Origin of the sequence: Aureimonas sp. SK2, assembly GCF_029813115.1 — a bacterium.
Classification (GTDB): Bacteria; Pseudomonadota; Alphaproteobacteria; order Rhizobiales; family Rhizobiaceae; genus Aureimonas.
In genome coordinates this window covers 47,403-70,454 of the sequence record NZ_JAPZDS010000001.1, presented here as the reverse complement: position 1 = coordinate 70,454, position 23,052 = coordinate 47,403, and the positions used below count along the sequence as shown (strand labels likewise).

Below are 23,052 nucleotides of genomic sequence, written 5' to 3'. Positions count from 1 at the left end.
CAGATCAGTCCCGTTTGAAGACGAGCCGGCCGAACCAGCCCGTGAACACTGCCACGGCGACGGCCAGCAGCCCGTAGAGGAGGCCGCTGGTTGCCGCGAAGCGAGATATCTGGCTCTCGATCCCCGTCTTGACCACCCATAGATCCTCCGATCTCTCGCGCACGAACACACCCTCGCGGAAGAGGATCGCGCGGGCCACGTGGCGCCCCACGGGAAGATCGGGCGGAAGTTGGAGATTGGCGCGGAACAGGGTCGCACTGACGAACTCGATGTCGCCGGTCACCTGCGTGAAGAGACCACCGCGCTCTCCCAGGCGCTTCAAGGCGTCGGAGAACTCCGCCTTGCGTTCGGGTCGCACGGTGCGAAGGCTCGGCGCCTCGAACTCAAGGTTCTCGATGCCGATGTCGAGCTGGCGCAGGGTGACGGCGGGCGCGATGTCGCGCAGCGGCCGGGTCGCGACCAAAGCGTAGGAGCTCGGCACGGCGTTGAAGCGCTCGGCCGCCCGGTTGATCCATAGCCCGAGCGTGCGCTCCTTCTCGCGCACCACGACGTCGCGACGTGGCCCTTCGAGGATGACGACAATGTCGTAGCGACCCTGGCGCAGAAGCCGCTGATCGGCGTTGTCGAGCGCCCCGAACACGACGAGCCGCGAACCGCCGAAATTGGTCCCGACGGAAATCGTCTCCGTCGACAGGCCAATCTCGAAGGTCTCGGCGATCGGCGCGGGGTTCTCCTGCGCCGGGGCCGGCAGGGGCGCCAGCGCCAGGAGGCCGGCGAGGAAGGGCGCTCGCAGCCCCCTCACCCGCTTTCTCCGCTCGGCAGCGTGATGGAATAGAGTTCGCTCGGGACCGCGACCAGCTCGACCAGAAGCCGGCCGGCGACGGCGAGAACCAGAAGCGCGAGAAGCGCGCGGAGCTGCTCGCCGCGCAGCTTGCGCCCCGCCTCCGCCCCGAACTGCGCGCCGATCACGCCCCCGATCATCAAGAGAAAGGCCAGGACGACGTCGACGGTCTCGTTGGTGGCCGCCTGCAGGACGGTGGTGGCCGCCGCCGTCACCATGATCTGGACCAGCGACGTCCCGATCACCACGCTGGTGGGCACGCGGAGGAGATAGATCATCGCCGGCACCATGATGAAGCCGCCGCCCACGCCCATCACCGAGCCGAGAAGGCCGATGATGAAGCCGAGACCGAGCACCGGCACCAGCGACACGTAGAGCTTGGAGCGCTTGAAGCGGGTCTTGAACGGCAGGCGGTGGATCCAGCCCTGGTGGCCGGCGCGGCGCGGCAGTTCGCCCGAGCCGCCGCTGCGCACCCGGCGCATGGCGCGCAGGCTTTCGTTCATCATCAGGACGCCAACCGTGCCGAGCATCACGACGTAGAGCATGGAGACGGCGAGATCGAGCTGGCCGACCCGGCGCAGGAGCGTGTAGAGCCCGACGCCGACCACCGAGCCGACGACGCCGCCCCCGATCAGCATGCCGCCGAGCTTGAGATCCACCGTGCCGCGCTTGTAATGGGCGAGCGCGCCGGAGAATGAGGCGGCGATCACCTGGTTGGCGCCGGTCGCCACGGCTACCGCCGGGGGGATGTTGTAGAAGATCAGGAGCGGGGTGATCAGGAAGCCGCCGCCCACGCCGAACATGCCCGACAGGAACCCCACCGCCGCCCCCATCCCGATGATGACGAAGACATTGACGGTGATCTCGGCGATCGGAAGGTAAAGGGTCACGGGCCGGGTTCCGCAGAGCCGATCCGCCGGATCGGAAAAGGGGTCCGGACCTCTTGGCCCGAACCCCTCCCCCAAGTCAAACCGACGGACGGTCCGATCAGGCGTCCTTGCGCTCCAGAAGGGCGCGGATCAGCGGCTCGTCGACCTTGCCGGTGGCATCGAGGCCCGCCTTGCCCTGGAACTCGCGGATGGCCGCCTCGGTCCGGGCGCCGACCACGCCGTCCGGCTTGCCGGGGTCGTAGCCGAGCTTGATCAGGATCGCCTGCACGTTGCGGATCGCCCGGGTCATGTCGACCGAGGCCGTGCGGCCGGCGGCCTCGGACCAGTCGGACGGGATCTCCACCGTGTTGGCGGCCTCGACGCGCGGCTGCGCCTTCCACGAGGCGATCGCGGCGTCGAGCGTCGTGCGCTGCTCGGCGGTCAGCGTCTTGCCGACCTCCTGCATCTTGGACGCGGCGTCCTTGTCCCCGGCTCCGGCGACGATGCCGAACCAGCGATAGGACGACGCCATGTCCTGCGCGACGCCGGCACCGCGAGCATAGAGGATGCCGAGATTGTACTGGCTGTCGCGCATGCCGTGGTCGGCGGCCTGGATGAACCACCGGGCCGCTTCCTCCGGCTCCGACTTGCCGTCGATCCCGGTGGCGTAGAGCACGGCCAGGTTGTGCATGGCGCGCACGTTGCCCTGCTGGGCGGCCAGGAGATACCAGTCGCGGGCCTGGGCGGCGTTGCGCTCCACCCCGTTGCCCTTCTCGTACAGCGTGCCGAGGCTGTACTGCGCCGGTGCGAAGCCCCGGACGGCCGACTGGGCGAACCAGTTCATGGCGGCCACCGGATCGCTCGGACCGCTGCGGCCTTCCATCAGGCGCAGGCCGATCTCGAACAGCGCCATCGGGTTCTCGGCCGACACGGCCTTGGCGAGAGGCTCGGACGCCATGCCCTGCGGCAGGGCCGGAACCGTACCCTGCGCGGCTTGCGGCAACTGCGAGCGCGCGGCCGTCAGGAGCGCGGCGGCGTCCATCGCTTCCGAGGCCGGCGCGGCAACGACGGCATCAGTCGGCGCGGCGGCGGGCTCGGCGCTGGTCATCTCCACCTTGCTCGGCGCGGTGGCGAAGGTCGGAGCGGCCGGCTCGACCGGAGCGGTCGGCGCTTCGGCGACGGCCTCCGGCGCCTCGGCGACCGGTTCCGGCATGGCGGCGGCTTCGGGCTGCGCGACCACGGGCTCGGAAGCGGCGACGGACGGCTGGGCTGCGGCGGCCATCTCGATCGCCGGTTCGGACGCGACGCTCGGCATCGCGGCCGGCATCGGCTGGCGGGCAAGCGCGTTCACATCGACCGGCGTGGCCGTCGGCAGGACGGAGGCGACGGTGGACACCGTGCCAACGGCCGTGTCGTCGGTGACGGCGGCCTGCTGCTCGCCGCCGCGGAAGTGGTCGATGCCGAACGGCACGGCCATGAGGGCCAGGAGCACGGCACCGACGCCCATCAGGATCGGCTTGCGGCGGTTGGAGGCCGGCTTGGCGCTGAGGTCCTCGCCCCGCTCCTCGCGGTCGCGCAGGGCCTCCGCCTCGGCGGCGGCGGCCATCGCGGCCTTGCGGGCGGCGGCGATGAAGTCGGCCTTGGCCATTGGCTCGGGAACCGGGTCCTCGCCGCGCTGCTGCTGGCGCACGCGCTCGATGAGGGCCGCGATGTCCGGGGCGCCGGAACCGGGCTCCAGCGGACGGTTGGCCTCGCGCGAGACCAGGCTGTCGGCCGGGTCGAGCTCGGGCGCTTCCAGGCGGGCGGAGGCAGCCGGCTCGACCTTGGCCTCACCCGTCGCGGGCTCGTCCATCATCGGGGTCGGGCGGATCCGCTCGGCCAGCGCCTGGGCGGATGTGGTCTCGCCCTTGCGGGTGCCGCGGCGGCCCATGTGCCGGTGCAGCGCGGCGCGCAGGCCCTTGGGCTCTTCCATCGACACCTGGCCAGGCAGCATGGCGCTGTCGGCGAACACGGGAACCTCGACGGCCGGCTCGATGCGGGCCGCCGGGGGCTCGGCGTGGACCGGAGCGACAGGGACCTCGATGGCCGACGGCACGAGCGCGACGGCCGGCAGGCTCGGCGCGGCGGCCGGCACCGGCGCGGTGCCGTAAGCGCGCATTTCCGTCTCGATCAGCGTCAGGCGCTCGACGATCTTGAGGAGCGTCGCATGGACCGCGTCGAAGACGCCGAAGGTGCGCTCGTCGCTCTCGCGGCACAGGGCCTCGAGGTTGCGCATGTCCTGCGCGAGTTCCTGGACGAAGCCGGTCTCGCGATGCGCGTCCTCGACCCGCATGCGGCGCACGGCTTCCTCGGCCGCGGCACGGGCGGCCGCGACGACGTTGTCGCGGTTCTCGTCGAGCTGGCGCTCGATCGCGTCGAGACGCTGCGTCACGGCGCCGGCATCCTCGACGGAGGCGCCCGCCACGCCGGACAGGATCTGCGTCATGCGGGTGATCTGCGCTTCCAGCGCGGAGATGATCTCTGGATCGACGCCGCGCGTCGAGGCCGAGTCCTCCAGGCGCTGGGCGATCGCGGTGAGGCGCTGCTCGAAGGCGGCCGTGTCGGCCGTGCCGGCGCGCCGGAACAGGGTCTCGACCCGGTCGGCCAGCGTGTCGATGCGGCGGCCGATGTCGCCGCCGGGCGCGGTCGCGCCGATGTCCTCGACGCGCTCGGCCAGGGCCGCGATCTGGGTGGAGAGCGCGGCGACGTCCTTGCCGTCGGCCAGCTTGTCGATCCGGCCGGTCAGGTCGGCGACGCGCGCCTCGATGCGCTCGACCGGCGCCATGTCGATCTCGCCGACCTTGGCCGACGGGGCGTTGGCAAGCGCCGACGAAATCTCGTCGAGGCGCTCCTCGATGAGGGCGAAATGCGACAGGTCGGGCTCGCGGACCTCGGCGGTCAGCGTCTCGATGCCTTCGGCGAGCGATGCGACGCGCGCCTCGAGCTGCTCGATCTGCAGGAGCTCCGGCATGCGCAGCAGCGCGCCTTCGACCTCCTTCATGCGCTCGGCGAGCCGCTCGATGCCCTTGGCCAGGACGTCGGAGCCGAGGCGCTTGGCCAGGGCGTCGAAGCGGGCGTCCATCGCCTCGGGACCGCTCTCGGCGACGAGCGCGTCGAGCTTCTGGCGGAGGCCGCCGAGCTCCGCGCGCAGCACCTTGGCGACGGACTCCTCGGCCTGAACGCGGGCGGTGTCGATATAGCGCGCCTCGAACTCCTCCCAGCGCTGCTGGACGGCGAGAACCTGGTCCTCGGTGGCGAGCGAACGCAGCGAGCTGCGCAGGCGCTCCAGCTCGACCTTGAGGTTGCGCTTGGCTTCGGCGTCCAGCGCCATGTGGTCGGCGATCTGGACCTCGAACGTGTCCCAGCGGCGCTGGACGGCTTCGAGCGATTCCTCGCGCGCCATCTGGCCGACCATGGCGCCGACCGAGTCGAGCTCCTGGCGCAGAGCCTCCAGCGAGGCCTGGTCGGCCGTGCCGGCCGTCAGCTCGGTAAGCGACTCCATGATCTCGAAGATCTCGGCGCCGATCCGGTCGGGCGTCTCGCGCTCGGCGATCATCTGCTTGAGATCGGCGAACGAGCCCTGCAGTTCCTTGATGCGGGCGTCCGTGTCGAGACCGACACGGTTCTGGATGTCGCCGCGCAGGAGGGTCAGCTCGGCGGCGAGATCCTTGATCAGCGCGATGGAGGCGTTCTGCATCTGGAGCTGCTCGACCTCGGCGGCGATCGTGCCGATCCGGCGGCCCGCGGCGGCCCGGCGGCGCGGCTCGTCCTCCTCCGTCGCCAGGACGCGCTCGACGGCGACGTTGGAGACGGCGGCCGTCAGCGAGGGACGCCATGCGCGACGCGCCTCGACGGCGGCGCGCATCTTCTCTTCCGTGGTCTGGGCGCGCGACGTTTCCGCCTCCGGCAGAGGCTGGGGCTGGGGCGCGTTGGCGGCGGTCTTGGTCGAGGACAGGCGGCTCAGGCGCTGCTCCAGGTCCTCGAGCGTCTTGCTCAAGGAGGAGAAGGACGAGTCGGACGCCGGTGCGCTGTCCTCCAGCCGCTGCCTGACTTTCGCTTCCTTGTGCGACATGTCCTCGCTCCTTCCGCCCCGCCGCCGCCTGCCTGCGGGCGCGACCGCTCTGCCCAGTTCACAACCCGGCGCCCTAACAGAAGGTTAAGCGCGGGCCTCGTGGTTAAGGATTTAAAAACCTAAGCGGGAGCGAGGCTGGATTCACGGCCGTTCAACCTTGTGCCGGGAACAAGGTGGCCGCTAAACTTTTTTCGTGCGGCAGGCTTACGAAAATCACGTCGCCACTAGTTATGCCCGTGTGTTAGCGCGGGTGGTGAGTGAGTCATCATGAAGCATCCTGCATCGAACGACCCCGCCGAGGACCCGGAAGCCAGGATCGGCATCGCGGCCCTTCTCGACTGCGGCGCGGGGGACACCTCGCCCGGCGAGCGCACCTTCCGGATCTGCGACCTTGCGCGTGAGTTCGGCGTGTCGCTCCGCACCCTGCGCTTCTACGAGGATCGCGGCCTTCTCCAACCCGAGCGCCAGGGAACGACGCGTCTCTACTCGCGCCGCGACCGCATGCGTCTGCGCCTCGTGCTCCTGGCCAAGCTCCTCGGCTTTTCCCTGACGGAAGCCAAGCAGATCATCGACATCTACAACGGGCCGGGCGGCGCGCGCCGCCAGCTCGAGGTCGCTTTCGAACGCATGAAGGACCAGCGCGTCATCCTTCAGGACCAGCGCCGCGAGATCGACGAGTCGATCCAGGCGATGGACGTCGCCCTCGACGTCGTTCGCAAGCGCCTGTCGGACGGCGGCCCGACCGATTGAGACGTCGGCCGTCGGGTCGCCGGCCGATTTATGAACGAAGGATGAAGAAACTCGATCATTTGCCGTGCATAGGCGTCAGGGAACCTATGCACGCGGCGGGGTAGCTGGACCTTTCGCGATGCAGCATATGAAGGACGGGAGCCACGGAAAGAAGTCCCAAGAGGTCAGCATGCTCAACGTCCGCACCGAACGTTCAGGGTCCTTCCCGACCCAAATCGGCGCCAACGCCCGTCGTCCGGGTGCCGACCGGTCCCGCCCGTCCAGCCGCTACGCGCATGGCACGGCCCGTCCGATGTATCTCGAAACCGAGCCCATGACGCACATGCTGTCGCATCGCGGCTCGATGTTCGAGGCCTGCGCGCCGCAGCGCCCCTGAGGCCCCGCCCGCGAGGCGGGCACGGCTTCCATTCCCCCGATCGAAAGGCTCGGCCGATGGCCGGGCCTTTTTCATCTGCACCTTCCACGATGGCGCGTTCAGACGGCGCCGGCCCGGTTGCGGCAGAGATGCAGGGTGACCCATTCGCCGCGCAGCAAGGTGCGGCGGTGGAACAGGCCCTGGATGCGATAGGCCGAGAGGACCGCGTCCCTTTGCCGCCCCAGGATGCCGGAGAGGATCACGTCGCCGTCGTCGGAAAGATGCCGCGCCACCTGCGGGGCGAGCTGCATCAGCGGCCCCGCCAGTATGTTGGCGATCACGAGATCGAAGGGCGCCGAGCGCCGGAAGGCCGGCGAAGCGAAACCGGTGGCCGTCGCGAGCGCCACATGGCGCGACACGCCGTTGGCTCGGACGTTCTCGCGCGCCACCGCCACCGCCACCGGGTCGATGTCGGTGGCGAGCACGGGCCGGCGGGCCAGCTTGGCGAAGGCGATGGCCAGAACCGCGCTGCCCGTGCCGAGGTCCAGCGCGTTGCGCGGCCGGCGGCGCCGCACCACGCTCTCGATCATGGTGAGGCAGCCGGCCGTGGTTCCGTGGTGCCCGGTGCCGAAGGCCTGGCCGGCCTCGATCTCGATCGACAGGTCGTTGGGCAGAACCTTGTCGCGGTCGTGCGCCCCGTGCACCAGGAAGCGGCCGGCGCGCACGGGCTTGAGGCCCGCCAGCACCTCGGCCATCCAGTCGATGTCGGGCAGGTCCTCGCGCTCGGGCGCCGCGTCGCCGAAGGCTTCGCGCACCGCCGCCTCGTCCACCGCGTCGGCGTTCTCGAAATAGACTGAGGCCTCGTGGATGTCGGCCTTCTCGTCGATCTCCGTCAGGGCGACGGGCGATCCGCCCTCGCCGAACCAGGCGTCGAGCCGGTCGTAGAGCGCCAGCGCGCGCGCGCGGTCGGCTTGCGCGAAAAATCGAACCTGACCCAAGATCGTTCCTCGTTCTCTTCTCTATATGGCGGCGGCTTGCGCACCGCCCGGCCCGGTCACAGCGTGACGAGCCGCTCCAGCTTGCCCTTGGCCGTTTCGGGATTCTCGCCATAGGCGATCGTGCCGACGAAGCGCCCGCTCCGGTCGAGGAGGATCACCGAGGCCGTGTGGTCCATCGTGTAGTCGTCGCCCTGCTGCACCTTGCGGGCATAGGCGCCGTAGCCCTTCAGCATGGCGGCCACGTCGTCCGGCTTGCCCGTCACCGCCGTGATGTCGGGCGACAGCGCGCCGACATAGGTCTTCAGCATGTCGGGCGTGTCGCGCTCCGGATCCACCGTCACGAAGACGATGCCGAGGTCCTTGCCCTCCGCCTTCAGCGCCTTCTGGTAACCCGACAGCTCGTAGAGCGTCGTCGGGCAGACGTCCGGGCAATGGGTGAAGCCGAAGAACAGGGCGGTCGGCCGGCTGCGCAAGGCCGCTTCCGTCACCGGCGCACCGTTCTGGTCCACCAGCGAGAAGGCGGTGCCGTAGGGCTCGCTCGCCTGCGACACCTCCTCCATCTCGGCGCGGCCGAAGGTCCAGACGAGAACCAGGAGCGCGAGCACGGCGGCCACCAGGAACCAGAGGGCGTAGCGCAGCACCGGCAGTCGGCGGCGAGCTTTCTCGGGCGGGGTCGGATCGGTCATGTCGTTGCTCCGGTGTCGCGGTCTCGGATACAGCAATGCTCCGCCCGCTCCAAGGCCGGCGCGAGGCGGCAGACGAGGGGCCAGGACATGACGGACGGCGAGGCGGAGAGCGACGACCTGCGGTTCCGGCCGGACGAGCCGCGCATCCACCCGAGCGCCGAGCTGAAGGGAAGCCGCCTCGGCCGTCATTGCGACATCGGCCCGCGCGTCGTGCTGCGAGACGTTTCGGTCGGCGACTATTCCTATTTCGAGCGCGGCGGCGAGGCGACGCACGCGACGATCGGGAAGTTCTGCTCGATCGCCGCCCAGGTGCGCATCAACGCGCTGGAACATCCGATCGAACGGGTGACGACCCACAAGATCAGCTATCGGCCTAACGAGTATTTCCGCTGGCACGGCGTGGACGACGCCTTCCGCGAGCGGCGCCTCGCCCGCGCCGTCACCGTCGGCCACGACGTCTGGATCGGCCATGGCGCCATCCTTCTTCCGGGCGTGAGCGTCGGCTCCGGCGCGGTGATCGGGGCCGGCGCGGTGGTCACGCGCGACGTCGCCCCCTACACGGTCGTCGTCGGCGTCCCGGCCCGAAAACTGCGCGACCGCTTCGCACCGGCCCTGGCCGACCGGTTCCTCGCGCTCGCCTGGTGGGACTGGCCGAAGCCCAAGCTCTTCGACGCCATCCCCGACATGCAGGCGCTCTCGCCCGAGCACTTCCTCGCCCGCTGGGAAACCGAAGCGGGCTGAACCCGCCTACCACTTTTCGTTTGCCGTGTTGCATTGCAAAATGACAAGGACGTTCGACCCTCGGATTTCAAGGAGATGGAAACGACGTGAGCGAGACGGGCAGCCTTCGGCATGGTGGGACGGACGTCGCGCGGACCCCGCTCGTGTCGCTCGTCGTGCCCTGCTTCAACGAGGAAGAGGTGCTGCCCCTGTTCCTCGCGGAGCTGCGTCCGATCCTCGGCAGCGTTCCCGGCATCCGCTTCGAGTTCGTCTTCGTCAACGACGGCAGCACGGACGGCACCCTGCCCCTTCTCGCGGCCGAAGCGCGCCTTGATCCGGCAGTGCGCGTGATCGACCTGTCGCGCAACTTCGGCAAGGAGGCCGCGCTATCCGCGGGTCTCGCGGAAGCGCGCGGCGACGCCGTGATCCCCTTCGACGCCGATCTCCAGGATCCGCCCGACCTCATTCCCCTCCTGACGGAGCGGTGGCGCGAGGGCTTCGAGGTGGTGATCGCGCGGCGCGTCGACCGCTCCAGCGACGGCTTTCTCAAGCGCGAGACCGCCAACGCCTTCTATCGCCTTCACGGCCGGCTGACCGACATCGACCTGCCTGAGAACGCAGGCGACTTCCGGCTGATGGACCGGCGCGTGGTGGATGCGCTGAACGCCATGCCCGAAAGCTGCCGCTTCATGAAGGGGCTCTTCGCCTGGGCGGGCTTCCGCACCACGAGCGTCGACTATACGAGGCGGCCGCGCGCGGCGGGAAGGTCGAAGTTCTCGGGCTGGAAGCTCTGGAACTTCGCGCTTGAGGGCATCACCAGCTTCTCCACGCTGCCGCTCCGCATCTGGACCTATGCCGGGTTCCTGGTCGCAGCCGGAGCCCTCCTCTATGCCGCCGCGATCGCCGTCCGCACCCTGATCCTCGGCGTCGACGTGCCCGGCTACGCCTCGCTCGCCGTGCTGATCCTGCTTTTCGGCGGACTCCAGATGATGGGCATGGGCATGATCGGCGAGTATGTCGGCCGGATCTACATGGAATCGAAGCGCCGCCCCCTCTACTTCGTGCGCGCCCGCTACGGCGGCGACCAGCCGCCGGAACCGCGATGACCCTTCCCGCCTGGTTCCCGACCCGCTTCATTCTCTATGCCTTGGTCGGCGCCTCCGGGACGCTGGCGCACTATCTCCTGTTCGTCGCGCTGCTGGCGCTCGACGCCGCCGTCCTTCTTGCGTCCCTGGCGGGATACGTGCTCGGCGCCCTCGTCAACTATGCGCTGAACTATGCCGTCACCTTCGCCTCGCAGCGCCCGCACTGCGAGGCCGCGCCCCGCTTCTTCGGCGTGGCTGCGCTCGGCCTCGCGCTCAACCTCCTGATCGTCGCAATCCTTCACCAGTGGGCCGGCTGGCATCCGCTGGCGGCGCAGGTCGCGGCCACCCTCGTCTGCCTCTTCGCCACATTCGTGCTCAACGCGCGCTGGTCCTTCGACGAAGGGGCCGGGCGTCCCAAGACCTGAGGGCCGTCTCTTGCCATCGCTCTTCGAACGAACCGCCCGGGATCCACGCTACATTCCTAGCCCCGCAAGCCGCCCCGCCGCCCTCCTGCTGCCGATCGCCTGCATCGCCTTCGCCCTCGCGTGGATCGCCGCCTATGCCGCGCTGATCCCGCTCGGCGAATGGCGGGCCGACGAATGGGACACGTTCGCCTTCTTCCGGGAGCACGGGCTCGGCTATCTCCGGCATCGCACGATCAACTGGAGCTTCCGCCCCCTCTCGGAAGTGCTCCTCTACCTCTACGCGCAGGCCGGCTTCCTGACGGAGCGGCAGTTGATCGCGCCGTTCCTCGCCCTTCTCTGGCTGGGTCTTGGCATCGCGATGGCGGCGGCGGTGTTTCCGCAGCGCCGCTTCGGCGGGAGGGAACTCCTTCTCGCCTCGGCGCTGGTATCCACGCTTCTCGCCCTCTTTCTCGGCGGGCGCCGGGTGGACGAAGTCTTCTACTGGACGCAGGGCGCCGTCGCCTACGTACCGACGATCGCCGCCATCGCCTATCTCGTCCTGTCCAACCTATTCACGACCGCAGACGACCTGTCCCGCCTCCGCTGGGGCAACGCCGCCGCCGGGGTCGTGGCGGCCCTTTCGTCGGAGGTCGGCGCCACCTTCGCGGCCGCCTATGCCGGCGCGACGCTCGCTGCGATGCTGCTTTGGCCCGCCCGTCGGGGCGATCCTCTCCTGCGGCGCCGCGATGCCGAGTTCGCCTTTCCGCTCGCGGCCGGTCTCGGCGTCATCCTGATGCTCGCCTCGAAGCGACTGGGCACCACGCTCGAGACCTTCGGTGACAAGGCCGTGGCCCATCGTCCGTCGATCGGCCTCCAGGCATCGCTGGAAGCCTTTCCGCACGAGGTGCTTTCGGCGGCCAAGGGGATCCACCTGTCCGACGCCCTGGACTATGGAGCCTTGATCCTGCCGCTGCTGGCGCTTGGCGCCTTCGGCATCTTCCGCGCGATCGGGCGCTCGCGTGCCCCGGAGATGCCGGTGCGCGTCGCGGCCATCGCCGTCGCGCTGGTCGGCGCGGCCTTCCTGTCGCTCTTTGCCGGCTTCTACCAGTTCGGTGCAGATTGCTGCAGCCGCCATGCGGCGACGCGCTATCCGATGGTCGCGCTCGCCGTGGTCTGCCTCGCCTGGATCGCCGCGGGCTGGCGGCGCCACGAGCCGACCGGCCGGCGCGCAAGCCGCTGGACGCTCGCCGCCCCCGTGGCTCTCGCCTCGGCTGCCGGCCTCAACGGCGCCAAGACCTTCGACGCCTTGGCGGAAGACTACAGGACCTACGGCGCGCGCCTCGCGCAGACCGAGGCCAATTGGGACGCGGGCCTGGCGCCCGGTTCCTCCATGGTCTTCGTGCCGATGACGGGGCGCTTCGTCTGCTGGCAGCACATCATGGTGGACGGCACCTATGTCCTCGGTCCCGACATGCCGCCCAATGCGCGCTACCTCGCCCGCTTCTTCGGCAAGCCGGAGGTCCGCATCGCGGGCGCGGGTCCCGGCCCCCTGGCCTGCCCGCCCGTCTGAGAGCGCCTCGCCGCACGATAGCCTGTCGAACTTGTGATCGCCCTGCCCGTCCGGATCGGGGTCGAATCCTTCCATGCCGTACCGGCGCCCTCCTATATGAGGTCCGACGAAAAGCGGCATTCCGGAAGGATCGAACCCATGGGCACCTCCGCCAAGACGCGCGGCCTCGCTCTAATGAGCGTGCTGGCGCTGACCTTCTCGCTGGCAGCGGTGGACTACGCCGAGGCGCGCCGCGGTGGCAGCTTCGGAAGCCGCGGCGCGCGCACCTACCAGTCCGCGCCGCCGACGAACACGGCCCCCGCAGCGGCGCCCGTGCAGCGTTCCATGACCTCGCCGAGCACGGCCGCACCGGCGGCCGGCGCCGCGGCCGCCGCGCGCCCCGGCGCACGCTCCGGCCTCTTCGGCGGCGGCTTCGGCGGCGCACTGATGCGCGGTCTCCTGATCGGCGGCCTCTTCGGCCTCCTCATGGGCACGGGCTTCGGTGGACTAGCGGGCATGCTCGGCCTCCTCGTCCAGGGCCTGTTGATCGGTCTCCTGGTGTGGTTCGTGATCCGCATGTTCCGTCGCCGCTCGGAAGGGCAGACGGCCATGGCCGGCGGGCGTCCGAACGAGGGCGGCAACCGGACGATGTACGAGGGCCTCGGCCAACGCGGCCCGCAGGCCGGCCAGGCGGCCAGCGCGCGCGGCTACACCGGCCCGCAGGCCGCGGCCGCCCCGACGGCGGCCGGCGTCGACCAGCTTCGCATCACGGCGGCCGACCTCGACATCTTCGAGAACCGCCTCCAGACGCTGCAGGACGCGTTCAGCCGCGAGGACTACGCCAAGCTCCGCGAGATCACGACGCCGGAAGTCGCCTCCTACCTGTCCGAGGAACTGGCGACCAACGCTTCCAAGGGCATCCGCGTCGAGGCGCGCGATGTGACCTTGCTTCAGGGCGACGTCGCCGAGAGCTGGAAGGAAGGCTCGCGCGAATATGCGACCGTCGCCATGCGCTACTCGATGGTCGAGACCGTCCGCGATCGCGAGACCGGCGAGATCAAGGAAGGCGGCACGGCGCCGGTGGAATCCACCGAGGTCTGGACCTTCCTGCGCGACTTCAAGGACGAATGGAAGCTCTCGGCGATCCAGGAAGCCTGATCGCCTTCCCCCGAACGGCACACCATCGGCCCGTCGATCCCAGAGGATCGGCGGGCCTTTTCGTTTGTTCAGGCCGCGCCGCGAACCGGAGCGCGGAAGAGCCGTCCGAGGACTTCCTCGATGTCCGGCGTCAGCCCGACCACGGCGCTGAGATCGCCGAGCCGCAGCGCCGCACGGTGCTTGCAATCGGCCCGAAAGCGCGACGCCGGGCAGGTGCAGGCGAGACGCATGTCGCCCCGCGCGCCGCGCACCGCCTCGATCTCGTAGGGCGTGCCCCGGCTGCCGGCGATGCGAAAGCGCAGGCTGCTCGCCCCCGCAACGCCGCGCGCCGCCAGCGCCCGGGCGGCGATCCCGCCAGCCCGCGGTGGCGCGCTGGCGGCAACGGGCTTGGCGAGCCCGGTCGTCTCGGCGAGGTCCACGACGTTCCGCGCGCCGGCGTGGCGCACGCCCTCCAGCGCGATCGTCGCGCAGACGAAGGCGTCCTCTCCGGCATGATGATGGCGGAAGTCGATGGCGAAGCGCTCGGCCAGCGCGGACAACCTCTTGCTCGGCGCCTCCGGCCAGAGCCGCCGCGCCATGGAGACGGTGCAGAACGAGCGGAACGCCGGCAGCGCGAGGCCGTAATGGGCGGCTGTGCGCTTCAGGACGTTCATGTCGAACGAGGCGTTGTGCGCCAGTACCAGCGCCCCGTCGAACACGTCGCCGAGCTCTTCCCAGACATCGGCGAAGCTTGGCGCGTCGAGCACGTCCTCCGGCCGGATGCCGTGAACGCGGATATTGCCCCAGTCGAAGCGCAGCTCGGGCGGGCGGATCAGCGTGTGGAAGCGCCGCGTGACCCTGTCGCCCTCCACGAAGGCGAGGCCGATCGCGCAGGCGCTGTCGGGGCTCTGGTTGGCGGTCTCGAAATCGAGGGCGACGACGGTCATGGCATTCCGGGGATGGGAGTGCCTGAAAGAATCTTGCGGGCGGAGGGGTGACGAGGAGTTTGTCGTCGGGGCTGGAAGCCGAGCGCAGCCGATGCGGCGCATCGGAAAGCATCGGCGACGACGCCAAGGCGGCAAAGACCCGGCAGACCGACCCCGCAAGGTCCTGTCAGGCACTCTGTTGTCCCCGGTTGAATCAGGCTTGCCCGATCAAGGCAAGCCATTCGTCCTCGGAGATCACCTTCACGCCGTGCTTCTGGGCGTCGGCGAGCTTGGAGCCCGCGCCGGGTCCGGCCACCACGAGATCCGTCTTCTTCGACACCGAGCCGGATACCTTGGCACCCAGCCGCTCGGCCGTCTCCTTGGCCTCCACGCGCGTCATCCGCTCCAGCGTCCCGGTGAAGACCACCGTCTTGCCGTTGACGGGCGACGAGGCCGGCGGCGGCGCGGCGCGCTCGTTGGTCGTGGAGACGCCGGCCTCGATCAGCGCCTCGACTGCCTCGCGGTTGTGCTTCTCGTCGAAGAAATGGATCAGCGATAGGGTGGCGACCGTGCCGATGTCGCTGTCGCGCGTGAGTTTCAGGAAGGCGTCGCCTGGCGCCCCCGCCTTGGCGCGGCGCAACGCCTCGGCGAAGCCCTCACCTTCCTCGCCGTAGCGCTCGCGCAGGACGACCCGCTGGTTGGCCTTGAGGCCGAGATCGGGATCGCGGAGCGGCTTCCAGTCGGGATCGGCGAGCTTCGCCTCGTCCACCGCCATCAGCCGCTCGAAGGTCGTGCCGCCAACCGTGCGCAGCGCGCTGAGTTCGGCCCAGTCCTCGCCGGGCTGGCCGTCCCGCGCGGCGAGAATGCCTGCGACAAAGGCCGGCACGTCCTCGAAATGACGGGCCAGCGCCTTGGCCGAGCTTTCGCCGATCTCGGGGATGCCGAGCGCGAAGATGAAGCGGTCGAGCGCGACGGTCTTGCGCGCCTCGATGGCGGCAAGAAGGTTGTCGATCGCCTTGGTCGTCTCCGCCTTCTTGGCGGGCTTCACCGGCTCGGTCTTGCCCTCCGCCTGCCGCCGAGCTTCCGCGAGCGCGCGACGCCGCGCCTCGATCGCCTCGCGCAGGCGATCGAACTCGAGGCGGAAGATGTCGGCCGGCTGGCGCAGGAGCCCGGCGTCGAACAGCTCCTCGACGAAGGTCTCCCCCAGCCCCTCGATATCGAAGGCGTTGCGGGAGACGAAATGCTTCAGCCCTTCCTTGGCCTGCGCCGGGCAGGTCATGGCCGCCGTGCAGCGACGCACCGAATCCAGCCGCCCGGTGCGCGGGTTGATCTCGCGCTCGGCCTTGGAGCCGCAGATCGGGCAATGATCGGGATAGCGGAAGGGCACGGCACCCGCCGGACGCTTCTCGATCACGACGTCCACCACCTGCGGGATCACGTCGCCCGCGCGCTGGATCACCACCGTGTCGCCGATCCGCACGTCCCGCCCGCCGCGGATCGGCTGGCCGTCGGCGTCGCGCCCGGCGACGTAGTCCTCGTTGTGCAGCGTCACGTTGGAGACCACGACGCCGCCGACCGTCACCGGCTTGAGCTTGGCGAGCGGCGCGAGCTTGCCGGTGCGCCCGACATTGATGACGATCTCCTCCACGGTCGTCGTCGCCTGCTCGGCCGAGAACTTGTGCGCGATCGCCCAGCGCGGCGCGCGCGACACGAAGCCGAGCTCGGCTTGGCTGTCGAGGTCGTCCACCTTGTAGACGACGCCGTCGATGTCGTAGCCGAGCCCCGCGCGCTCGGCCTCAATGCGGCGGTAGTGCTCGATCAGGCCGTCCACGGTCTCCAACCGCTTCATCAGCGGCTCCGGCTTGCCGAACTGCGGCACGGTGTTGGTCTGGAAGCCCATGGCCTGGAGCGCCGCGACGACCTCGGTCTGGGTCTGGCCCGGCAGCTCGCTCGTCTCGCCCCAGGCATAGGCGAAGAAGCGCAAAGGGCGCTGCGCCGTGACCTTGGCGTCCTTCTGGCGCAGCGACCCGGCGGCGGCGTTGCGCGGGTTGGCGAACTGGCGTGCCGCCTTCGCCCCCTCGCCTTCGCCGGCCTCGGCCAGGAGCCGCGCGTTGAGGGCGGCGAAGTCGGCATGGGTCATGTAGACCTCGCCTCGCACCTCGAAGACGTCCGGTGCGAACCCCTTCAGTCGATCCGGGATATCGTCCAAGGTGCGCGCGTTGGCGGTCACGTCCTCGCCCACCTGCCCGTCGCCGCGCGTCGCGGCCGACATCAGCCGGCCCTTCTCGTAGCGCAGCGAGAGCGACAGGCCGTCGATCTTCGGCTCGGCCGTGATCGCGAGGCCGGCCTCTTCGGACAGGCCGAGGAACCGGCGAACGCGCCGCGCGAAGTCGGCCACGTCCTCGTCGGAAAAGGCGTTGTCGAGCGAGAGCATCGGCACGGCGTGCCGGATCTTGGCGAACTTGGCCGACGGCGCGGCGCCAACCTTCTTCGCCGGAGAGTCCGCGCGGACGAGGTCGGGAAAGCGCGCCTCGATCGCCGCGTTGCGCTTCCTCAGCGCATCGTACTCGGCGTCGGTGACCGTGGGCGCGTCGTCCTCGTAGTAGCGCCGGTCGTGCTCGGCCATCTCCGCTGCCAGCCGCTCCAGCTCGGCCGCCGCCTGGTCGGGGGTCATCGCGTCGAGGTCGGAAGGGTCGGACATGGGATGGCTCGGCTGAAACGGGAACAGGGACGCGGGTACACCGATTCTGGCGCAGCCGGCCGAAAAATCCCGCACCCGGTCGCGACTGTCAGCCTGGATGACCGATCAGCCGCGCGGCGGCTGCGCGCGCCTCGTCGGTCACGATGTCGCCGGCCAGCATGCGGGCGATCTCCTCGCGCCGCGCCGAGACGTCGATGGTCGCAACGCGCGTGGAGAGGCGCTCGTCGCCCGGCACGACTTCCGCCTTGGAGATCAGGAGATGCGTCGTCGCGCGCGCGGCCACTTGCGGCGCATGGGTCACCGAGAGGACCTGAACCCGCGAGGCCAGCCGCGCGAGCCGGCGCCCGATCGCATCGGCCACCGCGCCACCGACGCCCGTGTCGATCTCGTCGAAGACCAGCGTCGGCGCCGACCCCTTGTCGGCCAGCACCACCTTTAGCGCCAAAAGGAAGCGCGACAGCTCGCCGCCGGACGCGACCTTCATCATCGGTCCGGCGCGCGTGCCCGGATTGGTGCGAACCCAGAACTCGGCCGTGTCGATGCCGGCGCTCGTTCGCGAAGACGGATCGGTCGCGATCTCCACGATGAAGGCGGCGCGCTCCAGCTTCATGTCGGGCAGCTCGCCCATCACGGCGGCTTCGAGATCCTGCTTGGTCTCGTGCCGCTTGGCGGAGAGATCGGCGGCCAGCCTGTCGAAGGTCTCGCGCCTTGCGACGACCTCGGCTTCGAGATGGCCGAGGCGCTCCTCGCCGGCGTCGAGCTCGGCGAGATCGCCCACCATCTTGGCCGTGAGGTCGGCGAGGTCGTCCACCGGCACGTTGTACTTGCGCCCTGCGGCGCGCAGCGCGAAGAGGCGCTCCTCGCACTTCTCCAGCGCGCGGGGGTCGAACTCCAGCGTGCGCAGCGCGCCCTGCAGGCTCATCTGCGCGTCAGACAGCGCGTCGAGACCTGCCTCCAGCCGCTCGATCGCCTCGTCAAGGAGGCCGGGCAGTTCGTCCTTCTTGCGATCCAGCCGTCGCAGGAGGCTGGCGAGGCCCGGGATTGGCGAGGCCGGACCCGAAAGCTCCTCGTTGGCATCGTTGACGTCGGTCGCGATCTTCTCCGAGCGCATCATCCGCTGGCGCTCTTCGGCGAGTTCCTCCTCCTCGCCGGCGATCGGCGAGAGTTCGGACAGTTCCTCCACCGATGCGCGCAGGAAGTCGGCCTCGCGCGCGGCGGCCTCGACGCGGGCCCGGTGGCGCGCCAGCTCGTTCTCGGCGCGGCGCCAGTCGTCGTGCGCACGCGCGACGGCCATCGCCTCCAGCGTCAGCCCGCCATATTCGTCCAGAAGCAGCCGGTGCGCCTCGGGGTCCACCAGCGCGCGGTCGTCGTGCTGGCCGTGGATCTCGACCAGAGTGGCGCCGACCTCCTTCATCAGGCCGACGCTCGAGGGCCGGTCGTTGATGAAGACGCGCGTGCGCCCGTCCGCGCTCTGCACGCGGCGGAGGATCAGGTCGCCGTCGTCGTCGAAGCCGTTGTCGGTCAGGAGCCGCCGGGCCGGGTGCGCGGCCGGCAGGTCGAACACGGCCGAGACCTCGCCCTGCTTCGACCCATGGCGCACGAGACCGCCGTCCCCCCGCCCGCCGAGCGCGAGCGACAGGGCGTCGAGCAGGATCGACTTGCCGGCGCCGGTCTCGCCGGTGAGCACCGACAGGCCGTCGTTCAACGCGAGGTCGAGCCGGTCGATGAGGACGATGTCGCGGATCGAAAGGTGAACAAGCATGCGGGAAGAGGGCTAGACCGGCTCGGGCAGAATGGCAATCGCGAAGATATGGACGCCTCTGCCCCTTGAGAAGGGCGGACGTCGCCAGCCTATCCCCGACACGAAAAAAGGCCGGGCGAGGCCGGCCTTTTCCCACTCATTGTCGTGATCAGCCCCGCGCGGGCGGGTTGAGCACCGTGCGTTCGGCCTGGGCGCGGTCGCCGGCCGGCGTGCGGTCGGCGCCGGTGATGGCGCGCGTGGCGTTCGAGAACCAGGAGGTCGGGCCGCCCTGGCGCGGCTGAAGGCCGTTCGACTGGAGAAGGGCGTAGGAGTCCTTGTACCACTGCGACTCGGGGAAGTTCTGCCCGAGCACCGAAGCCGAGGCCTGCGCTTCCTGGGTCAGGCCCATCGCGTAGTAGCTCTCGGTCAGGCGCGCCAGCGCCTCCTCGACATGCCGCGTGTCGGGATAGGTGTCGACCACGTTTTTGAAGCGGTTGATCGCGGCGATGTACTCGCGGCGCTCCTGATAGTAGCGGCCGACCTGCATCTCCTTGCCGCCGAGCTGGTCCTTGGCGATGCGCAGCTTGGTGCGCGCGTCCTCGGCGTATTCCGAATCGGGATAGCGGTCCACGACCTCCTGCATCGCCTGGACGGCGCGGCCGGTGTCGGTCTGGTCGCGCGTCACGTCCGGCATCTGGCGGAAGTAGGACAGGCCGATGATGTACTGCGCGTAGGCCGCGTCGTCCGAGCCCGGATAAAGCGACAGGTAACGGCGGGCCGAGGCGACGGCCTCGTCGTAGTCGCCGGTGCGGTAGCTCGCGAAGGCGCGCATCACCAGCGCCTTGCGGGCAAATTCGGAATAGGGATGCTGGCGGTCGATCGCCTCGAACTTGGCGGCGGCCTCCTTGAGCCGGCCGTTCTCCAGGTTGGCGAGGCCCTGGTTATAAAGGACGTCGGCCGGCTCGGTCTGCGACGCCAGCGCCAGGGCGTCGATGTCGTTGTCCTTGGAGGACATGCAGCCGGAGAGGAGAAGGCTGGACGTGGCGACGGCCAGTGCCATCGGCACGACCGAAAGGCGGCCGGTCAGCGGCATCTTGATTCCCATCGAACTCGTTCCCCCTGGCTTACCCGTGCGTGCGTCAGCGGCCCGTGCGGGACACCTTCCTAGCCAAGGTCCCGCATCGCGACAACGCTTCACGACAGGCCAAGGCGCCTTTTTTAAGACTTTTCGAGGTGGGGCTGGGTCAGAGGACCTGGGGGCCGAGGGCGGGAACCGCCATCGCGGCCATGCCAGCCTGACGGGCCGGCTCGGCCCGGCGCCCGGATACTTCGACCAGCGCATGGGCGCTGGGATCGGCCAGCAGAGCCTGGAGCGCCATGGCGTTCAGCCGGTGCCCGCCCTTGTAGGAGCGGTAGCAGCCGAGTACGCGCGCGCCGGCCAGGGCCTGGTCGCCCACGGCGTCGAGCACCTTGTGACGCACGAACTCGTCGGGGTAGCGCAGGCCGGCCGGGTTGATGACGCGGTCGTCGTCGCCGATCACCACCGAGTTCTCGAGCGAGGAACCGAGCGCATGGCCCGAGGCCCAGAGACGCTCGACGTCCTTCATGAAGCCGAAGGTGCGCGCGCGGGCAAGCTCGTCGCGGAACAGGGCGGGCGTCAGGTCGGCGCTGAAGCGCTGACGGCCGATGGCCGTGGTGGCGAAGTCGATCTCCACCTCGAAGCGCGTGCCCTCGTAGGGGCGATACTCGGCGAAGCCGCCGTTCAGTTCGACCCGGACGGGCTTCAGGACCTTGATGAACCGGCGCGCGGCGCGCTGGGCGACGAGGCCGGCCGCCTCGATGGCGCGCACGAAGACGTCCGAACCGCCGTCCATGATCGGGATTTCGTTGCCGTCGATCTGGACCACGACATTGTCGACGTCCATCGCATAGAGCGCCGCCATGATGTGTTCGATCGTGGCGACATGCGCGCCACGGCGGTCGCCGACGATGGTGGACAGGTCCGTCGAGGTCACGTTGCCGGAAACGGCGGCGATCTCGTGAACGAGGCCCGAGGCCTCGAAGACGTGGAACACGATGCCGGTGTCGGGCTCGGCCGGGTGGAGGGACAGTTCGACCAGCGTGCCGCTGTGAACCCCCACGCCCTCGAAACCGATGCGCGCTCCGATCGTGTGCTGGTTGACCACGTGCTACTCATCCTTATACCGACCCGCCGCGGGCGACCGCAGTCGCTCAAGCGGCAGGAGAACTCTTCCCGGCTTCCGAAGATCCGACAGCGGAACCCGAGGGCGCACGCGAAGTCCTTGAACCTGTCACAAAATTTAGGTCTCGGGCCAATTGAGGCCAAATCACGCTTTCTTACCCAGTGTTACCGGAAAGCGCCTTAACCCTTCATTTATCATAGCGAAATCAGCCTGTTAACGAAGACGGCCCGCCCTCTTGCGAGGGCGGGCCGTTCCAAACGGCGGTGAGTTTGTGACCGTCAGTTCGACTGGCGGCGCAGGAAGGCCGGGATTTCGAGCTGATCTTCCTCGCTCGGCTGACGGACCTGGCTCTGCGGACGGGCCGCGGAGTCGGCGGCCTGACGGCGCGGCGCGTAGGGGCTGGCGTCGGCCGGACGGCGCGAAGCGGCCGGACGGACGGGGTCGGCCAGCACCGCCTCGTCCTCCTCGCGGCGCGACAGGCCCGAGGTCAGCTTGCGGATCAGGCTCATCGGACCGCGGTCGTCGGCAGCCATCTCGGCACCGGCGCTGCGGCGTTCGATCTCGGCCTGGACCACGGGCGGAAAGTCCTCCACGCGCGGCATGCGGGTCTGGACGGGCTGCTGCAGAGGCTGGCGCGGCGCCGGGGCGCGCGGGGTGACCTGCGCGATCTCGGCCTCAAGGGCGGCGGTGAAGTCGTCCTCCATGTCGGCCATCGCTGGGGCCGGCTGATAGGCCGGCTGGGCGAAGGTCGGCGCGGGAGCCGCAGCCGCCGGAGCGGGCGCGGGCGCCGCGGCGACCGGAGCCGGCGCAGCCACCTGGACGGGCGCCGGAGCCGGAGCCGGCTGGAAGGCCGGGCGGGCGGCGACCGCGGCGGCGGCGCGCGTCTCGGCGGCGTGGCCGTAGACTTCCATGGCGGCCTTGTCGATGCCGGTGGCGACCACGGACACGCGGATCACGCCTTCCAGGCTCTCGTCGAAGGTCGCGCCGAGGATGATGTTGGCGTCCTGGTCCACTTCCTCGCGGATGCGGGTCGCGGCCTCGTCCACCTCGAAGAGCGTGAGGTCACGCCCGCCGGTGATGGAGATGAGGAGGCCCTTGGCGCCCTTCATCGAGGTCTCGTCGAGCAGCGGGTTGGCGATGGCGGCCTCGGCGGCGGCCATGGCGCGGCCCTCGCCGGACGCCTCGCCCGTGCCCATCATGGCCTTGCCCATCTCGCGCATCACCGAACGGACGTCGGCGAAGTCGAGGTTGATCAGGCCTTCCTTAACCATCAGGTCGGTGATGCAGGCGACGCCCGAATAGAGCACCTGGTCGGCCATGCCGAAGGCGTCGGCGAAGGTCGTCTTGTCGTTGGCGATGCGGAAGAGGTTCTGATTGGGAATGACGATCAGCGTATCGACGTTCTTCTGCAGTTCCTCGATGCCCTGCTCGGCGATGCGCAGGCGGCGCTGGCCCTCGAAGTGGAACGGCTTGGTGACGACGCCCACCGTCAGGATGCCCTTCTCGCGGGCGGCGCGCGCCACGACCGGCGCGGCGCCCGTGCCCGTGCCGCCGCCCATGCCGGCGGTGACGAAGCACATGTGCGAGCCGAGGAGGTGGTCGCAGATCTCGTCCAGCGACTCTTCGGCGGCCGCGCGGCCGACCTCGGGCTGCGAACCGGCGCCGAGGCCTTCGGTGACGGCGACGCCCATCTGGATGACGCGCTCGGCGCGCGAGGAACGAAGAGCCTGCGCGTCCGTGTTGGCGATCACGAACTCGACGCCCTCGAGCCCGGCATTGATCATGTTGTTGACGGCGTTGCAGCCGCCGCCGCCCACACCGAACACGGTGATCCGCGGCTTCAGCTCGGTGATGTCCGGCTTCTGCAGGGTGATGCTCATCGTGGTTTCCTTATGTAGCTGGGCCGGTTCGCCGCGCGGCCTTGGGGTCATGGAGCCAGTGCGCGGCGCGCACCGATTTGGTTCGGGTGAGTGAG

The 23,052-nt window shown here is 69.7% G+C and carries 18 protein-coding genes; 7 read left to right on the top strand and 11 right to left on the bottom strand.

Annotated elements, in window-relative coordinates:
• Positions 1-4: 4 nt before the first annotated feature.
• The 3 genes from O5O54_RS00325 to O5O54_RS00315 form a co-directional block, all read right to left on the bottom strand.
• The gene (locus O5O54_RS00325) at positions 5-802 is read right to left on the bottom strand and encodes a TIGR02186 family protein (RefSeq protein WP_279477621.1); all 798 of its coding nucleotides are present in this window, start codon (positions 800-802) and stop codon (positions 5-7) included.
• Positions 799-1,731 carry a sulfite exporter TauE/SafE family protein gene (locus tag O5O54_RS00320; protein WP_279477619.1) on the bottom strand — a complete coding sequence of 311 codons (933 nt, stop codon included), beginning with the start codon at positions 1,729-1,731 and terminating at the stop codon, positions 799-801. Before O5O54_RS00320 ends, O5O54_RS00325 begins: the two co-directional genes overlap by 4 nt.
• A 97-nt stretch (positions 1,732-1,828) precedes the next feature.
• Positions 1,829-5,821, bottom strand: a complete 3,993-nt coding sequence (locus tag O5O54_RS00315) for a peptidoglycan-binding protein (RefSeq protein ID WP_279477616.1) — start codon at positions 5,819-5,821, stop codon at positions 1,829-1,831.
• 267 nt (positions 5,822-6,088) lie between these two features.
• Here O5O54_RS00315 and O5O54_RS00310 point away from each other — a divergent pair, with 267 nt between their 5' ends.
• Together O5O54_RS00310 and O5O54_RS00305 are read left to right on the top strand one after the other, a co-directional pair.
• Complete coding sequence (locus tag O5O54_RS00310; protein WP_279477614.1) at positions 6,089-6,571, top strand: MerR family DNA-binding transcriptional regulator; 483 nt, start codon at positions 6,089-6,091, stop codon at positions 6,569-6,571.
• A gap of 118 nt (positions 6,572-6,689) precedes the next feature.
• Entirely contained in the window at positions 6,690-6,947 is a 258-nt protein-coding gene (locus tag O5O54_RS00305) for a hypothetical protein (RefSeq protein ID WP_279477613.1), read from the top strand.
• 98 nt (positions 6,948-7,045) lie between these two features.
• On the opposite strand, the gene O5O54_RS00300 is transcribed toward O5O54_RS00305, so the two are convergent.
• Positions 7,046-7,924, bottom strand: a complete 879-nt coding sequence (locus tag O5O54_RS00300) for a 50S ribosomal protein L11 methyltransferase (RefSeq protein WP_279477612.1) — start codon at positions 7,922-7,924, stop codon at positions 7,046-7,048.
• Positions 7,925-7,980: 56 nt separating this feature from the next.
• On the bottom strand, positions 7,981-8,571 hold the full coding sequence (locus tag O5O54_RS00295; protein WP_407061644.1) for an SCO family protein: 591 nt from the start codon (positions 8,569-8,571) through the stop codon (positions 7,981-7,983).
• Between the two features lie 126 nt (positions 8,572-8,697).
• Here O5O54_RS00295 and O5O54_RS00290 point away from each other — a divergent pair, with 126 nt between their 5' ends.
• From O5O54_RS00290 to O5O54_RS00270, 5 genes are all read left to right on the top strand, one after another.
• Positions 8,698-9,351, top strand: a complete 654-nt coding sequence (locus O5O54_RS00290; protein ID WP_279477608.1) for a DapH/DapD/GlmU-related protein — start codon at positions 8,698-8,700, stop codon at positions 9,349-9,351.
• A gap of 86 nt (positions 9,352-9,437) precedes the next feature.
• A complete protein-coding gene (locus O5O54_RS00285) occupies positions 9,438-10,436 on the top strand; it encodes a glycosyltransferase family 2 protein (protein ID WP_279477606.1) in 999 nt (332 codons plus the stop codon).
• Complete coding sequence (locus O5O54_RS00280; protein WP_279477604.1) at positions 10,433-10,840, top strand: GtrA family protein; 408 nt, start codon at positions 10,433-10,435, stop codon at positions 10,838-10,840. The genes O5O54_RS00285 and O5O54_RS00280 overlap by 4 nt, the downstream gene beginning before the upstream one ends.
• Positions 10,841-10,850: 10 nt before the next feature.
• A complete protein-coding gene (locus O5O54_RS00275; RefSeq protein WP_279477602.1) occupies positions 10,851-12,389 on the top strand; it encodes a hypothetical protein in 1,539 nt (512 codons plus the stop codon).
• Between the two features lie 138 nt (positions 12,390-12,527).
• Positions 12,528-13,526 (top strand): TIM44-like domain-containing protein, encoded by a 999-nt coding sequence (locus O5O54_RS00270; protein WP_279477600.1) that lies wholly within the window; start codon positions 12,528-12,530, stop codon positions 13,524-13,526.
• A 68-nt stretch (positions 13,527-13,594) separates the two neighbouring features.
• Here the strand turns inward: O5O54_RS00270 and O5O54_RS00265 are convergent, their stop codons facing one another.
• The 6 genes from O5O54_RS00265 to ftsZ all read right to left on the bottom strand — a co-directional run bounded on the left by O5O54_RS00265 (position 13,595) and on the right by ftsZ (position 22,957).
• Positions 13,595-14,452, bottom strand: coding sequence for a 3'-5' exonuclease (locus tag O5O54_RS00265; RefSeq protein WP_279477598.1), 858 nt, complete (start codon positions 14,450-14,452; stop codon positions 13,595-13,597).
• Between the two features lie 193 nt (positions 14,453-14,645).
• Positions 14,646-17,132 carry an NAD-dependent DNA ligase LigA gene (gene ligA, locus O5O54_RS00260; RefSeq protein ID WP_279477596.1) on the bottom strand — a complete coding sequence of 829 codons (2,487 nt, stop codon included), beginning with the start codon at positions 17,130-17,132 and terminating at the stop codon, positions 14,646-14,648.
• An 88-nt stretch (positions 17,133-17,220) separates the two neighbouring features.
• Positions 17,221-18,894, bottom strand: a complete 1,674-nt coding sequence (gene recN, locus O5O54_RS00255) for a DNA repair protein RecN (RefSeq protein ID WP_279477594.1) — start codon at positions 18,892-18,894, stop codon at positions 17,221-17,223.
• Between the two features lie 148 nt (positions 18,895-19,042).
• Complete coding sequence (locus tag O5O54_RS00250; RefSeq protein ID WP_279477592.1) at positions 19,043-19,978, bottom strand: outer membrane protein assembly factor BamD; 936 nt, start codon at positions 19,976-19,978, stop codon at positions 19,043-19,045.
• Between the two features lie 139 nt (positions 19,979-20,117).
• A complete protein-coding gene (gene lpxC, locus O5O54_RS00245; protein ID WP_279477590.1) occupies positions 20,118-21,059 on the bottom strand; it encodes a UDP-3-O-acyl-N-acetylglucosamine deacetylase in 942 nt (313 codons plus the stop codon).
• Between the two features lie 296 nt (positions 21,060-21,355).
• Positions 21,356-22,957 carry a cell division protein FtsZ gene (ftsZ, locus tag O5O54_RS00240; RefSeq protein WP_279477589.1) on the bottom strand — a complete coding sequence of 534 codons (1,602 nt, stop codon included), beginning with the start codon at positions 22,955-22,957 and terminating at the stop codon, positions 21,356-21,358.
• Positions 22,958-23,052 lie beyond the last annotated feature (95 nt).